At 72.1% G+C, this 14,904-nt stretch carries 10 protein-coding genes; 3 read left to right on the top strand and 7 right to left on the bottom strand.

Annotation, left to right across the window (positions count from 1 at the left end):
• Positions 1-83 precede the first annotated feature (83 nt).
• Genes QUG92_RS15440 through hisD form a run of 6 tightly spaced genes read right to left on the bottom strand, consistent with a single transcriptional unit; the run spans position 84 to position 7,055 of the window.
• Complete coding sequence (locus QUG92_RS15440; RefSeq protein WP_289459849.1) at positions 84-1,751, bottom strand: glycoside hydrolase family 13 protein; 1,668 nt, start codon at positions 1,749-1,751, stop codon at positions 84-86.
• On the bottom strand, positions 1,748-2,584 hold the full coding sequence (locus QUG92_RS15435) for a nitrilase-related carbon-nitrogen hydrolase (protein ID WP_289459848.1): 837 nt from the start codon (positions 2,582-2,584) through the stop codon (positions 1,748-1,750). The genes QUG92_RS15440 and QUG92_RS15435 overlap by 4 nt, the downstream gene beginning before the upstream one ends.
• Positions 2,581-3,402, bottom strand: a complete 822-nt coding sequence (locus tag QUG92_RS15430) for a carbohydrate ABC transporter permease (protein ID WP_069712919.1) — start codon at positions 3,400-3,402, stop codon at positions 2,581-2,583. Before QUG92_RS15430 ends, QUG92_RS15435 begins: the two co-directional genes overlap by 4 nt.
• On the bottom strand, positions 3,399-4,367 hold the full coding sequence (locus tag QUG92_RS15425; RefSeq protein WP_182046258.1) for a carbohydrate ABC transporter permease: 969 nt from the start codon (positions 4,365-4,367) through the stop codon (positions 3,399-3,401). The genes QUG92_RS15430 and QUG92_RS15425 overlap by 4 nt, the downstream gene beginning before the upstream one ends.
• 1 nt (position 4,368) lies before the next feature.
• The gene (locus QUG92_RS15420) at positions 4,369-5,703 is read right to left on the bottom strand and encodes an ABC transporter substrate-binding protein (protein ID WP_289459847.1); all 1,335 of its coding nucleotides are present in this window, start codon (positions 5,701-5,703) and stop codon (positions 4,369-4,371) included.
• Between the two features lie 2 nt (positions 5,704-5,705).
• Positions 5,706-7,055, bottom strand: a complete 1,350-nt coding sequence (gene hisD / locus QUG92_RS15415) for a histidinol dehydrogenase (protein WP_289459846.1) — start codon at positions 7,053-7,055, stop codon at positions 5,706-5,708.
• 72 nt (positions 7,056-7,127) lie between these two features.
• Here hisD and QUG92_RS15410 point away from each other — a divergent pair, with 72 nt between their 5' ends.
• Both QUG92_RS15410 and QUG92_RS15405 read left to right on the top strand, forming a co-directional pair.
• Positions 7,128-8,021, top strand: a complete 894-nt coding sequence (locus QUG92_RS15410) for a LysR family transcriptional regulator (RefSeq protein ID WP_289459845.1) — start codon at positions 7,128-7,130, stop codon at positions 8,019-8,021.
• Positions 8,022-8,092: 71 nt separating this feature from the next.
• On the top strand, positions 8,093-8,590 hold the full coding sequence (locus QUG92_RS15405) for a pyridoxamine 5'-phosphate oxidase family protein (RefSeq protein ID WP_289459844.1): 498 nt from the start codon (positions 8,093-8,095) through the stop codon (positions 8,588-8,590).
• Positions 8,591-8,663: 73 nt separating this feature from the next.
• Here the strand turns inward: QUG92_RS15405 and QUG92_RS15400 are convergent, their stop codons facing one another.
• Positions 8,664-12,479, bottom strand: coding sequence for a TIM-barrel domain-containing protein (locus QUG92_RS15400; RefSeq protein WP_289459843.1), 3,816 nt, complete (start codon positions 12,477-12,479; stop codon positions 8,664-8,666).
• Positions 12,480-12,861: 382 nt separating this feature from the next.
• On the opposite strand from QUG92_RS15400, the gene QUG92_RS15395 reads away from it, so the two are divergent.
• The gene (locus QUG92_RS15395) at positions 12,862-14,751 is read left to right on the top strand and encodes an arabinofuranosidase catalytic domain-containing protein (RefSeq protein ID WP_182046254.1); all 1,890 of its coding nucleotides are present in this window, start codon (positions 12,862-12,864) and stop codon (positions 14,749-14,751) included.
• Positions 14,752-14,904 lie beyond the last annotated feature (153 nt).

Genomic DNA, 14,904 nt, shown 5'->3' with positions numbered 1-14,904 from the left:
ACGAACCACGAACACGACGTCGAACCAGGGGGAGACCGTGGTTCGACGTCGCTTCCGTGGTTCGACGGTCGCGCCCTCGTGCGTCAGCGCCCGTGCGCGCGCAGCAGCACCCAGACGGCCGCGTCCCGCTGCAGGTGCCCGTCCTGCACCGCGTCGGGAACGGACGCGACGAGCACCTCGCCGTCGGGCAGTGCGACCGGCGCGGTGCCCGCGTTCGCGACGACCGCGACCAGCCCGTTCGTCCACGCGAGCACCCCGCTGCCCGGCACCGTCAGGTCGTCGAGCCACCGCAGCTCGCCGGCGCCGAGGTCGTGCGCGCGTCGGACCGCGAGCGCCGTGCGGTACATCGTCAACGTCGACCGGGGATCGTCGCGTTGCCGATCGACGGCGAACTGCCCGAAGTCGTCGGGCTGCGGCAACCACGTGTCCGCGTCGACACCGAAGGCGAAGCCGAACGCGGGCTCGTCGGCGGTCCACGGGATCGGGACGCGACAGCCGTCACGACCGCGGATCGCGCGGCCGGATCGCTCCCACACCGGGTCCTGCCGCACCTCGTCGGGGAGCGTCGTGGCCTCCGGCAGCCCGAGCTCCTCGCCCTGGTACAGGTACGAGGACCCCGGGAGTCCGAGCATCACGAGCGTGGCAGCGCGGGCACGTCGCAGCCCGAGCGGACGATCCGGCTGCGGGTCGTCGATGCCCACGCCCGACTCGAGCTCGACCGGTCCCTCGTACCCGAAGCGGCTCGCGTGCCGCATCACGTCGTGGTTCGACAGCACCCAGGTCGTGGGCGCACCGACGGCCTGGTTCGCGGCGAGGCTGGTGTCGACGGTCGCGCGGATCGCGTCGGCGTCCCACGGCAGCGACAGGTACGCGAAGTTGAACGCCTGGTGCATCTCGTCCGGTCGGACGATCCGGGCGGCGCGCTCGGGCGGCAGCCACGCCTCGGCGCACAGGATCCGCTGTCCCTCGTACTCGTCGAGGATCCGGCGCCACTCGCGGAAGACGTCGTGGATGCCCTCCTGGTCCCACATGGGCGGCATGACGCCGTCGATCGGCTCGACCACGCCGTGCGTGGCGTGCGGCCAGTCCGGCAGCCCGGGCGCCTTGACGATCGCGTCGCAGACGTCGACACGGAACCCGTCGACGCCGCGGTCGAGCCAGGAGCGCAGCGTGGTCGCGAACTCCTCGTGCACGCGGGGGTCGTCCCAGTTCCAGTCCGGTTGCTCCGGCGCGAAGAGGTGCAGGTACCACTGGCCGGGGCGGCCGTCGGCCTCGCGCACGCGGGTCCAGGCCGGCCCCTGGAACATCGACTCCCAGTCGTTCGGCGGCTCGTCGCCCTCGGGCCCGCGCCCGTCGCGGAAGTGGAACATCCCCCGCTCGGCACTGCCGGGAGGCGCGGCGAGCGCCCGCTGGAACAGCTCGTGCTGGTCGGAGCAGTGGTTGGGCACCAGGTCGACGACGACGCGCAGGTCCAGCTCGTGCGCGCGGGCGATCAGGGCGTCGGCGTCGGCATCGGTGCCGTACATCGGGTCGACGGTGCGGTACTCCGCCACGTCGTAGCCGCCGTCGGCCTGCGGCGACGGGTAGAAGGGTGACAACCAGATCGCGTCGGCGCCGAGCGCCGCGACGTGGTCGAGGCGCGCGGTGATGCCGGGCAGGTCACCGGTGCCGTCGCCGTCGCGGTCGGCGAAGGACCGTGGGTAGACCTGGTAGATGACGGCGGTGCGCCACCAGTCGTGCTCGGGCGTCATGCGCGCGGGACCTCTCGTTCGTACAGCTCGGGGCGGCGGTCCCCGAGCCAGTCGTTGTGCGGGCTCGTCGACTTGTCCCGCGCGAGCGTCGGGAACACGTCGGCGGTGACGGCGGTGCTCCCGGCGGCCGGCGCCGCCTCGGCGACGACCCATCCGAACTGGTCGACGATGACGCTCGCCTCGTTCCAGTCCTGTCCGCGCTCGGTGCCGGCGCGGTCGCAGCAGGCGATGAAGACGCCGTTGCCGCGGGCGGTGGCCTGTGCGGCGATGACCTCGGCGACACGGTCGCGCTCGGGGTGCTCGCCGACCGGCCAGTTCGTCGGTACTGCGATCAGGTCGGCACCGGCGACGGCGAGCATGCGGGGCATCTCCGGGAACTCCATGTCGTAGCAGACGAGCACGCCGATCCGGCCGTGCACCGTCCCGACGACCGGGGGAGCCTCGTCGCCGGCGTCGAAGACCAGCGTCTCCCGGTCCCACAGGTGCGTCTTCCGGTACACGGCGCGGGTACCCGATGCGTCGACGACGGCGACGCTGTTCCGGACCCGCTGGCCCTGGCGCTCGCCGAAGCCGAACACGACCACGGTGTCGGTGCCGTCGAGGAGTCCCCGGATCCGGACGAACAGGGGGTCGTCGGTCGTGATCGCGCTCCGCAGCGCCTCGTCGCGGTCGCGGAACACGTACCCGCAGGTGACGAGCTCGGGCAGGACGAGCACGTCGACGCCGTCTGCGAGCGCCCGTTCCACCGACGCGACCACCAGCGCGGAGTTCGCGGCGACGTCACCGAGCACCGGCGCGACCTGGTCGCAGCGCAGCCGGGCGATCCCGCTCACTTGACGGCCCCCTCGGTGAGTCCGGTGATGAGGCGGCGCTGCAGCACGACGTAGGCGACGACGATCGGCAGGGCGACCAGGACGGCCGCGGCCGCGGTGACGTCGGGCTGCGCGCCGCGCTCCGCTCCGGAGAAGAACGACAGCGACAGGGGTGCGGTCTGCACGGCCTCGTTCTGCGGCACGAGCACCAGCGCGAGCAGGAACTCGTTCCACGTGAACAGGAACAGGATCGTCGCGAGGGTGGCGACGGCGGGCATCGCGACCGGCATGAGGACGTCGCGCAGGATGCGGAACCGTCCGGCGCCGTCGATCCGTGCGGCCTCGAGCAGCTCGACGGGCACGGACGCGAAGAACGACCGCATCCAGAACACCCCGAGCGGGACCGACAGGCCGACCTGCGGCAGGATCAGCGCCCAGTAGGTGTCGACGAGACCCCAACCCGCGAGCATCTGGTAGAGCGGCAGCACCGTGACCTCGTACGGCAGGACGAGTCCGACGAGCAGCAGGCCCAGCAGGATGCGGCCGCCGGGGACGCGCATGTGCGCCAGTGCGTAGCCGGCGAGACACGCGACGGCCGCGGTGACCACCACGACGGTGATCGCCACGACGGCACTGGAGACGAGCGCGGAACCGAACCCGCCCTGCGTCCACGCGGCCACGTAGTTGCCGAAGCCGCCGCTGCCGGCGCTCGCCGCGCCTCCCGTCCGACCGCCACCCAGCGAGGTGACGACGACCGACGCGAGCGGGAACGCGGCGATCAGCGCGGCGACGACGAGGACGGCGTGCGTCAGCGCCGTCTCGGTGCGGGCGACCCTCATGCGCGGACCCCCTTCCGACGGTCGCGGTCCGGGCGTTCGCGCAGCGCGAGCTGCACGACGCCGACGACCACGAGGATGAGCACGGTCAGGACGACCGCGAGGGCCGAGGCCTGGCCGAGGGCGCGGTCCTGGAACGCGTCCTGGTAGACGAAGACGCTCGGGACCGTGGTCGACGTACCGGGACCGCCACGGGTGGTGTTCCAGATGAGGTCGAAGTTCCGGAGCGCGAACGTGATCGTCAGGATGAGTGCGATGGAGATCTGCGGGCGGAGTGCCGGCAGGGTGATCGCGGTGAACTCGCGGAACGCCCCGGCGCCGTCGAGCCGGGCTGCCTCGTACAGGGACCGGTCGATCGTCGCGATGCCGGCGAGGAAGAGGACCATGCAGAGGCCGTACTCGACCCAGGTCCCGATGAGGCCGATGGACGGCAGCGCCGTGCCGAAGTCACCGAGCCACGTGTGCGTCAGGCTGCCGAGCCCGACCGCGCGGAGTGCGCTGTTCACCGGACCGTCGTCGGCGAGGATGCCGCGCCAGGCGACCGCGACGACGACGCTCGAGAGGATCTGGGGCAGGAACAGCACCGCGCGGAGCACCGTCAGGCCGTGGATCCGGATGCGGGACATCGCCCCGGCGAGCAACAGGCCGACGAGCACCGGCAGCGCGGCGTAGAAGACGAGCAGGACGAGGGAGTGGCCGAGCGCTTCGCGGAGGTCGGCGTCGGTGAACACGGCGGTGTAGTTCGACAGGCCCGCCGGGGTGGCGACGGAGATCCCGTCCCAGTCGTAGAACGAGATCCGGACGGACTGGACGATCGGTACGACCACGAACACCACGAAGAACGCGAGTGCCGGCGCGACGTAGAGCAGCGAGGACCAGCTGGGCCGGGAGGCCGCCGGGCGACGCGTTCGTCGCGCCGTCCGGACGGCCTCCCGGTCCTCGCCCCGCTGGGCGAGTGCGGTCGTCATGTCAGCCGTGCGCCTTCGCCCAGGTCTCCTGGACCGTCTCGGTGAAGGCCTTCGGGGTGGTCCTGCCGGCCATCACCTCCTGGAGCGAGCCGCCCATCTTCGTCAGCATGTCCGTGGTGGTCCAGTCGTAGTAGCCGACCTGGGTGCCCGCGGCGATGGTCTCCTTCAGCGCGGTGAGGGTCTGCTCCTGCAGCGGGTCCGAGCTCGAGACGCCGTCGGTCACGACCGGCAGGCGACCGGTGTCGAGGATCCACTGGCCGGTCTGCGGCGTGTGCAGCATGGCGAGGAACGCGATCGCTGCGTCCTGGTGCTCGGACTTCGTGCTGATGTGCCACGGCGATGCGGTCGCGCCGACACCGCCCGAGGTCAGCGAGCCGAAGCCGAACTCCTCGGCGTTCAGCGACGCGCCGTTCCACGAACCGCCGACGAAGAAGACCCCGTCGCCGCCGGCGAAGCGCGCGATCGCGTCCTCGTTGCTCAGTCCGTCGTACCCGGTCCCGAAGTACCCCTTCTCCGCCCAGTCGCGCATCGTCTGCGCGGCCTCGACGTTGCCCGAGGTCTCGAAGGTGCTGCCCGACTTCCCACCGATCCAGTCGGCGATGTCCTTCGGCTCCTGCGTCGTGGCGGCGATGTCGGAGAAGACGTGCGTCGCGGCGTACTGGTCCGAGTTGCCCAGGACGATCGGCTGCTCGCCGGCCGCCTTCGCCTTCGCCAGGTCGGCCTCGAGGTCGTCGATCGAGGTCGGCGGCTGGAGCCCGAGCGCGTCGAGCTTCGCCTTGTCGTAGTAGATGCCCTGCACCTCGCTGATGGGCGACATGCCGTAGAGGGTGCCGGAGCCGAACGTGCTCCCGTCAGCCTTCCACTCCGAGGGCGCCAGGGTCGACGCGCCGGTACCGGACGTCCAGCCGTAGGTCTTCGCGACGTCGTCGAGTGGCCGGACGAGCTTCCCCTTGACGAGGGCGCCGTCGACGGCGTACCCGATGTTGCCCTGGAAGAGGTCGGGTGCGTTCGTGGAGTTCGCGGCGTTGACGACGGTGGCGATCAGGTCGTCGAAGCTCTTGTACGTGATCTTCACGTCGACGTTCGGGTACGCCTTCTCGTACGCGGGGACGAGCTTCTCCATGAGGGGCTTCTCGGCGACGTCCGCCCACATCGTCAGGGTGGTGTCGCCGCCGTCCTGCACGTCGGCAGCCGTCACCTTGCTCGTGATCTGGGGCTGGTCGGCACCCGTGCTCCCACCGCCGGCCCCGGGAGCAGAGCACCCCGCGAGGGCGACGACGAGTCCGATGGCTGGGAGTGCGGCGAGCAGGGGTCGCCGTCGTGCTGCTGCGGTCATGGTCACTTCCGGGTCGTGAGTTCGGGGGAGGGGAGCGTGCTGCGGTGGAGCCGGTCGGTGCGGAGCGTCGCGGTCGCGCGGTGGGCGGACATGCCCTCGCTGGCCGAGATGACGTCGACGGCGTCGGCGAGGGCCGGGGTGGCCTCGCGGGCGATGCGCTGGTAGGTGAGGGGCTTGAGGAACCGGGAGACGGACAGCCCGGCGCTGTGCTTCGCGCCGCCGGCGGTCGGCAAGGTGTGGTTCGTGCCCGCCATGCCCTTGTCCGAGTACGCCACCGTGCTCCACGGCCCGATGAAGAGCGAGCCGTAGTTCGTGAGGTGGTCGTGGTACCAGGCGTCGTCGGCGGTCTGCACCTCGAGGTGCTCGGGTGCGAGCTCGTCCATGACCGCCACCGCGGACTCGCGGTCGTCGACGACGACGACGGACCCGAAGTCGTGCCAGGCCGGGCCGCAGATGGCGTTCGTCGACAGGGTGGGGAGCTGGCGTTCGACCTCGGCGACGACCGCCTCACCGAGTGCCCGCGACGTCGTGACGAGGGCGGCGGGGGAGTTCGGGCCGTGCTCGGCCTGTCCGAGCAGGTCCGCTGCGACGAGCTCCGGATCGGCCGTCTCGTCGGCGATGACCGCGACCTCGGACGGCCCGGCGAGCAGGTCGATCGCGACGGTGCCGAAGAGCTGCCGCTTCGCCTCGGCGACGAACGCGTTGCCGGCGCCGACGATCATGTCGACCGGCGCCTCGCCGAGCAGCCCGTACGCCATCGCCGCCAGGGCCTGGACGCCACCGACGACGAAGAGCCGGTCCACGCCGGACACGTACGCGGCGTAGGCGACCGCGGCGTTGACCCCGCCGTCCGGCTGCGGCGGCGTGCAGGCGATCACCGTGGGCACGCCGGCGGCCTTGGCGACACCGACGCTCATGAACGCGCTCGCGGTCAGGGGGAAGCGCCCGGCCGGCAGGTACGCGCCGACACTGCCGACCGGGACGTAGCGCTGGCCGACGGTCAGGCCCGGCAGGAGCTCGGCCTCGAAGTCGGTCAGGTGGTCGCGCTGGAGCCGGGCGAACTGCTGGGTGCGCTCGGCGCCGAGCTCGATGGCCGCACGGAGCGCCGGGTCGAGCCGGTCGCCCGTGGCGGCGAGCTCGTCGCGGCTGAGCTCGACCGCGTCGGCACCGTCGAGCTCCGTGGCGTACCGTCGCACGGCCTCGATGCCGTCCCGGGCGATCTCGGCCAGCATGCCGGCGACGCGCTCGGCGACCGCGGGGTCGCGCTGCGCCTCGGGGGCATCGACGGCGGGGGCCTTGACGAACGAGAACCGGTGGGCGTTCTCGGCGGAGAACCGGGGGCTGAGCTTCATGGAGACGAGCCTGACCGGCGATGGTACAGAGGACAAGGGCCGATGATCCACGGTCGGCCATAGGGTGACCCTGTGACGCTCACCCAACTCCGGGCCTTCCTGGTCATCGTCGCCGCCGGATCGTTCTCGGCCGCCGCCGTGCAGCTCGGGATGGCGCAGCCCTCGGTCTCCGAGCTCGTCAAGCGCATGGAGGAGACGTACGGTGTCCGGCTCTTCACCCGCAGCAGCCGCGGTCTCGTCCTGACCGCGGCCGGGGAGGGACTGCTCCCGCACGCGCGGCAGGCCGTCGAGGCAGCGGACGCGGCCGACCGCTCCCTACGCGAGCTCACGAGTCTGCAGGGCGGCGTCGCCACGTTCGGGCTCCTGCGGAACGCGAACTACTACTTCCTCTCCCGGCTGCTGGAGCGCTTCCACGCCCGGTACCCGGACGTGCGGCTCCGGGTGATCGGCCTGAACTCGGTCGAGGTCGCCGAGGCCGTCGCGGCGGGCGAGCTCGAGGCGGGCCTGGTGGTGCTGCCGATCGACGCGGAGGGGCTCGAGGTGACGCCGCTGCGTCGCGACGACGTCCTGTTCGCGTCGGCCGACCCGGAGCGCACCGCGCGGCCCGTGACGATCGAGGACCTCGCGGCGACGGACCTCGTGCTCTACGACGCGCACTACGGCTGGCGGGACCCGACGCGACGGCAGCTGGCGGAGCGTGCGCAGTTCGCCGGCGTGTCGCTGGTCCCGCGGATCGAGGTGGAGCACATCGACTCGGCGCTCGACCTCGTCGCGCGCGGAGCGGGGGACACGGTCGTGTCCGGAGCGGTGGCGGCGGGACGGAACTTCCCCGCCGGCCTGCACACGGTGCCGTTCGCGGAGCCGCTGCACGACGTCATCGCCCTGGTGCAGCGATCAGGGGTGGTGTTGTCCCCCGCCACCCGCGAGCTCGCACGATTGGCGCGACGGATGCTGCTCGAACGGTGACCGGTCGGTCGAGGGCGGCGCGTACCGTGCGGGGCGACAGGAAACCGGCACACGACGGAAGAGGGACCACCATGTCCGGAACCACGCACGACGACCAGCGCCACGTCGCCGAACTGCTCGGCGACGCCGAGGTGGCGATGCTGACCACCATGACCGAGGACGGTCGCCACGTCAGCCGCCCGATGGCGATCCAGGAGGCCGAGTTCGACGGCGACCTCTGGTTCTTCGCCTACGACGACTCCGCCAAGGCCCGGCAGATCACCGCGCACCCCGAGGTGAACGTCTCGTTCTCCGACACGAAGGGGCACTCGTGGACGTCGCTCGCCGGGCGCGCGAGCGTCGTGCACGACCGGCAGAAGGCCGAGCAGCTCTGGGCGAAGCCGCTGCAGGCGTGGTTCCCGGACGGACTCGAGACGCCGGGGCTCGCGCTGATCAGGGTCGAGGCGGACTCCGCCGAGTACTGGGAGGGGCCGAAGAGCACGGCGGCCTACGTGGCGAAGACCGTCCGGGCCGCGGTCACGCGCGACCCGGGTCGTGACCCCATCGAGAACGGGACCGTCGAGCTCTGACGGGTCCCACGGACGGACGGGAGGCGCGGTGCCCGCTGGCACCGCGCCTCCCGTCCGTCACGCCGTCGGACCGTCAGCCGCGCACGCGACGTCGGCGACGCACCGTCAGCACGACCCCGCCCGCGGCGAGCAGTCCCGCGGCCAGCAGCGCCAGCGGCAGCAGGTCCGCACCCGTCCACGCGAGGGCACCGTTGCGGCCCCCGGCTGCGTCCGCGCCCGCGGCAGCCCCCGCTCCGTCGGCACCCGCCGCCGGACCGGACCCGCCGGGCGAGCCGGCTCCCGGCGTCGCACCGGGCGTCGGGGTCGGCGTCGCACCCGGCCCGGACGCCGCGGGCGTCACCGTGAACGCCGCCCGGGCGAGCACCGTGTCATCCACCGACGCCGTCACCGTGACCCGGCCGGACGCGGTGGCCGGCATCGCCAGCTCGGCCGAGAACGCGCCGGCCGCGTCGGTGTGCGCGGTGGCGCCACCGAGGTCCGGCGTGGTGGCGAGCGCCACGTCGGTGTCGGCCGGGAAGCCCGCACCCGTCACGGTCTGCACGGCACCCGCGGCGACCTGCGGGTCCGCGACCCGGAGCGTCGGGGTCGCGGCTGCCTCGCTGCTGAACCGCACGACCGTGTGCTCGGTCACGGACCGCTCGTCGACCGGCACGCTGAGCGTGCGCGTGGCGGCGTCGTAGGTCCACGCCGTGTCGGCGACCGGGCGGCCGTCGACGGTCACGGTGCGCGGACGGTCCGCGTCGCGGAAGGTCGCGGTCCACGAGCGGTCCTGCACCTGGCCCGCGAACGTGCCGTCCACCGGGGCGATGTCGAGCGTGCCGCCGGTCGCCTGCTGCGTGTAGCGGACGGCCGTGGAGGCACTGCTCGCCGCCGCCTTGCCGCGCACGTCCGCCGTGCTGGTCGCGCCCTCACCGGCGTCCTCGTACAGGTCGAAGGCGCCGTCCGCGCCGGTCGCCACCGTCAGGGTGACGGCGTCGAGCGGTGCCGCGTCGTTCGCGACGTGGTGCGAGCGGGTCGGGACGATCCCACCGCTCTTCACGAACACGGGCATGCTGTCGAGTCCGGTCGTCACGTCGGCGGTGGTGCCACCGGCGTAGGTCTTCCCCGTGAACCAGTCGGTCCAGGAGCTGCCGGCCGGGAACCACACCGAGCGGGTGGCGGTGCCGGTGTCCGCGTCGTTCGCGGTCGTGACCGGGGCGACGAGGACGTCCGCGCCGTACAGGTACTCGGAGCCGGCCTGGGCGTAGGACTGCTGCGCCTCGGGGTACTGCAGGTAGAGCGGCTGCAGGATCGGGGTGCCGGTCGCCGTCGCCTGCGCGGCGAGCGTGTACGTCAGGGGGAGCAGGTCCTCGCGGAGGTTCAGGAACTGCTTCGCCGAGGCGTTCGCGGCGGCCGGGTACTGCCAGGGCAGCCGGTCGCTGTGGTTGCTGTGCAGGCGGTCGATCGGCTGGAAGGTCCCGAGCTGCACCCAGCGGGCGTAGAGGTCCTCGGGCAGCTGGGTCGTGCCCGGCTCGGCGCCCTCGATGCCGTACTGCGCGCCGTTGTGGCCGCCGATGTCGTGGCTGATCGACGCGAGGCCGGTCGCTGCGGACTCACCCGGGGTGTACCCGACCTCGGCCGCGAGCATGTCCCACGACGACGTGGTGTCGCCGGTGAAGTGCACCGTGGTGCGCTTGTCCGCCCAGGGGCCGGTCGGGACCGCCTGCGGGTTGCCGTAGCCGCCCGCGGTCAGCGAGCCGTACGCCCGCGAGAACGCCAGGCCGCGGCCGCCGAGGGCCTCGTTCGTCGCCTTCGCGTACTGCTGGTTGATGAAGGCGTCGGGGGTGACGCCGTTCGCCGAGTACTTCGAGTTCTCGCTGCAGCACCAGTCGAGCCACCACATGTCGACGCCCTCGGGCTGCATCGACGTGTGCAGGTCGAAGTAGGCCTTGAGCTGGTCGGGGTCCGACCAGTCGAACAGGTAGCGGTCGCCGTCGCCCTTCGTGAGCTTCCCCTTCGCGGTGGCCTGCGCCTGCGCGAACTTCGGGTCCTTGCTCGAGATGGACGGGTGGATGTTGAGGGTGTTGTGGATGCCCTCGGCGTGCCAGTCGGCGAGCAGCCCGGTCATGTTAGGGATGCGGGCCGGGTCGACCGACCAGCCGTCCCACTTGCTGTCGCCCTCGTTCGTCGTGCTGCCGGTCTTGTAGTCCGTGTCGATCGCCATGACGTCGACCGGGACCCCCTCGTCGCGGAAGCGCTTCGCGATCGCCAGGTAGTCGGCCTGCGAGCGGTCGTAGTACTCGGAGTACCAGACGCCGTACGCCCAGCGGGGGAGGAGCTTCGTCGGTCCGGTCAGGACCGCGAGCTCCTGGAGTGCGTGGCGGTAGTCGGAGCCGTAGCCGAAGACGTAGCCGTCCTGGTACGGCTTCCCGCCGTGGTCACCGGCGGGGGTGACGGTGTCCGTCGTCGGGTCGTACCCGGCCGATGCGCTGTCGTCGAGGAGCGACCAACCGTCCTGGTACAGCAGGCCCGGGTTGGTCTTGACGGACCCGTTCGCGGTGTCGAGGTCGCGGCGGTACCCGCCGAGCGGGGCGTGCGCCGCGAGCACCGGCGATGCGGTGTCGACGACGGCCACCGTGTCGAAGTTGACGTTGCAGTTCGCCGCGACGGTCGGGCAGCCGATCACCACGTCGTTCGTCCCCGCGGCGAGGTGCACCGGGACGGACACGGTGTTCCAGTCGTCCCAGCCGCTCGTCCTCGGCAGCTCGGCCGTGGTCGCCGCCTGGCCCGCGGGCGCGGCGGTCAGCGTCGGGACGGTCGCGGAGCCGTTGGCGTAGCGGACCTGGAGGACGTGGTCGCCGGCCGTCGGGACGCCGGTGACGTGCACGGTCAGCTGGGCGCCGCTGCGCTCGAACCCGGCGACGAAGCCGGTGCCGGCGAAGCCGTTGTGGTTCGTGGCCGTGTCCGCGGGAGCGGTCAACGCCGCGTCCTCGGCCTGGCAGACGACCCCGAAGGCGCAGTCCTGCCCGCCGGCGGCGGTCGACGGCGCCGGGTAGGCGGCGCCGCTCGGCACGAGGGCCAGGCTGTCGACGTTCACCTGCCCGGAGTCGCCCGCGGTCCGCTCGATGCGGACGGTGTGCGTGCCGGCGGTCAGGTCGAGTGCCGCGGCGGTGGTGGTCCGCCAGTCGTCCCAGTCCGCACCCGGGGCGAGGCTGATCGTCTGCGCCGTCCCGCCGTCGACGGTGACGGTGAGCGTCCGGGTGGCGACCTTGCCGTCGCCGCCCTGGCTGTTGGCGTAGCGGAGGGCGAGGTCGTACGAGCCGGTCGTCGACGCCGTGATGGTGAACGACACCGCGTTGCCGACGGACTCGAAGCCCGCGGCGAACCCGGCGCCGGTGTAGCCGCCGTGGTCGGTGGCGAGCGAGAGGCCGCTGAGCCCGAGCGCCTCGGCCTCGCACAGCGTCCCGATCGTGCAGGACGGGGTCGGCTTCGTGACCCACGGCGTCCCGGAGACGTGCTGCCCCGACGGGAGGGTCAGGCTGGTCCGCAGGGTGTCCTGCGTGAACGGGCCCGAGCCCTCCTCGTACCGGACCTGCATCGCGCCGGTGTCGATGGTGAGCCAGCCGTCCTGCTCGGTCCTCGTGAACCGTGTCGGCGCGAAGTCGTCGCGGCCGACGACGTTGAACGTGCTGCCGTCGGTGAACCGCGAGTCCCCGGCGTACTCGGTCCGGATCAGGGTGGGGGAGAGCACCTCGAACCGGGCCTGGCCGGACACGACGGTGCGGGCGGCCGCGGGGTCCGCGGCGGCGGGGAGCGCCGTGAGGCCGAGCATGCTCAGCGCGGTCGCGGCGACGAGGGCCGAGGACAGCGCACGGCGCTGCCCTCGGGAACGGACGGGGTTGGCGCGCAAGTGTGCTCCTCGTGGACGACGTCGTCCATCGGGCCGTTCGACGGCCGTGACCGCGGTCGCCCGGTTCGGCGGCCGCGTTTACAACGCTGGAAACCATACGACGTCCGTGGCCCCCGGGGAAGGGGCACGGCTGCACGAGTGGTACGGCAGGGCGACGGTTCTCCGGCGACCGACCGGCGGGGTCTGTCGGTCCCGCGGAGTGGTCGAGCCGAGACGAGCAGGCAAGCGCCCGGGTCGCAGCCGCGTCGGCCGTCGCTGATCGGCCATCGGCACTGGCCCGGACGTGCTCCGTCGCGTATGATCTGTTTAATCGTTTAAGCATCGTTCGCCGATGCTCACGACCGCCATATGAGCAACGACGCTCGGAAGGGACCGCTCCACCATGCGCACCACCAGACCATCCCCACGACGACGGCGCACGGTCGCCGCCGCACTCGGCGCCCTCGCACTCGTCACGGGCAGCCTCTTCGCCACGACGTTCGGCGTCGGCACCGCCTCCGCCGCCACGAACGGCCCCTGCGACACCTACGGCGGCGCGGGTACCGCGTGCGTCGCCGCGTACAGCTCCACCCGGGCGCTCTTCGCCGCCTACAACGGGCCGCTCTACCAGGTGCAGCGCGCCTCGGACGGGGCGACCACCGACGTCGGGCTCCTCGCCGCGGGCGGGTACGCGAACGCCGCGACGCAGGACGCCTTCTGCTCCGGCACGACGTGCACGATCCCGAAGATCTACGACCAGACCAGCAACCACAACGACCTGACGGTCGCCGGCGCCGGGGACGCGGGACCCGCGAACCACGCCGCCGACGCCGCTGCGCTGCCGGTCACGGTCGCCGGGCACAAGGCCTACGGCGTGTTCATGCCGCAGCAGGTCGCCTACCGGATCTCGAGCACGGTCGCCAAGGGCACCGCGCGCGGGGCCAGTCCGGAGTCGATGTACGAGGTCGCGAGCGGCACGAACGTCAACCACGGCTGCTGCTCCGACTTCGGCAACGTCGAGACCCAGGCGAAGGACACCGGCAAGGGGCACATGGACGCCCTGAACCTGTCGATGCTCAACGGCAAGGGCAGCGCGGGCCGCGGGCCCTGGGTGCAGGCCGACATCGAGAACGGCGTCTACGAGGGGAAGACGGCGATCAACACGGCGAACACCGGCAACGCGAGCAAGTTCGTCACCGCGCTCCTCAAGAACGACGGCGTCGCGAACTTCGCGCTGAAGGGCGGTGACTCGCAGGGCGGCTCGCTGTCGAAGTGGTACGAGGGTGCGCTGCCGACGGACAGGGACGCCGACGGTCAGGGCTACACGCCGATGAAGCTCGAGGGCTCGATCGTGCTCGGCGCGGGCGGCGACAACTCGAACCGCGGCACGCAGTCGTTCTTCGAGGGCGTGATGACCACCGGGTACTCGACCGACGCTGCGGACGACGCAGTGCAGGCGAACATCGTCGCGCAGGGCTACCAGGGTGTCTCGACGGGTGGGGGACCCGGCGCGTTCATCACCGGCCCCGGCGGCAAGTGCATCGACGTCGCCGGTGACGACACCGGCGGCAACACCGCGGTCGTGCAGCTCTACGACTGCCGGACCCTCGCCGCCGACCAGCACTGGCTCGGCAGCGTGTACGGAGCGCACACGCTGAGCACGCTCGGACGGTGCCTGGACGCGAACGGCAACGGCACGGCGAACGGCACCCACGTCGAGCTCTACGACTGCAACGGCGTCGGCGGGCAGCAGTGGATCGTGCAGCCCGACGGGTCGATCAAGAACCCGCAGTCCGGTCGGTGCCTCGACGATCCGTCCGGCAACACCGCGAACGGCACCGCGCTGCAGCTCTACGACTGCAACGGCAACGCCGCGCAGAAGTTCGTCGCGGCGGTGCCGATCGGCACGATCGGCGGCAAGTGCGTCGACGTGGCGGGCAACGACCTGCAGCAGAACGGGCAGCAGGTGCAGGTGTTCGACTGCCAGACCCTGCTGACCGACGAGCAGACGACGGACCAGCAGTGGGCGTACAACGCGAACGACCACACGATCCGCACGCTCGGGCGCTGCCTGGACCTCGACGGCAACGCGACGGCGAACGGCACGCACCTCGAGCTGTACACGTGCAACGGGGTCGGTGGGCAGCAGTGGGTGCCGCAGGCGAACGGCTCGGTACTGAACCCGCAGTCCGGTCGGTGCCTCGACGTCCCGTCGGGCAACACCGCGAACCAGACGCCGCTGCAGCTGTACGACTGCAACGGCCAGGCGCCGCAGGTGTTCCGCTTCAACTGATCCAGGTGCCGGACGGGAGGCGCGGGGCGGTCCCGCCACGCGCCTCCCGTCCGGCCGCACAACAACACTTGCTCAATCGATTCAGCAGGTGCAGACTGTCCGCAGCGGTTAATCGATAAAACAACCGCCCCGTCCACTCCGAGGAGGCGCCCC

Origin of the sequence: Curtobacterium citri (assembly GCF_030362955.1) — a bacterium.
Classification (GTDB): Bacteria; Actinomycetota; Actinomycetes; order Actinomycetales; family Microbacteriaceae; genus Curtobacterium; species Curtobacterium citri.
The sequence above is the reverse complement of the archived record's forward strand: the minus strand, read 5'-3'. Positions and strand labels throughout refer to the sequence as shown.

Excerpts from the sequence above, each read along its gene's own strand:
- QUG92_RS15405 (WP_289459844.1), top strand. The coding sequence starts at position 8,093 with ATGTCCGGAACCACGCACGACGACCAGCGCCACGTCGCCGAACTGCTC.
- QUG92_RS15420 (WP_289459847.1), bottom strand. The coding sequence starts at position 5,703 with ATGACCGCAGCAGCACGACGGCGACCCCTGCTCGCCGCACTCCCAGCC.
- QUG92_RS15395 (WP_182046254.1), top strand. The coding sequence starts at position 12,862 with ATGCGCACCACCAGACCATCCCCACGACGACGGCGCACGGTCGCCGCC.
- QUG92_RS15430 (WP_069712919.1), bottom strand. The coding sequence starts at position 3,402 with ATGAGGGTCGCCCGCACCGAGACGGCGCTGACGCACGCCGTCCTCGTC.
- hisD (WP_289459846.1), bottom strand. The coding sequence starts at position 7,055 with ATGAAGCTCAGCCCCCGGTTCTCCGCCGAGAACGCCCACCGGTTCTCG.
- QUG92_RS15440 (WP_289459849.1), bottom strand. The coding sequence starts at position 1,751 with ATGACGCCCGAGCACGACTGGTGGCGCACCGCCGTCATCTACCAGGTC.
- QUG92_RS15425 (WP_182046258.1), bottom strand. The coding sequence starts at position 4,367 with ATGACGACCGCACTCGCCCAGCGGGGCGAGGACCGGGAGGCCGTCCGG.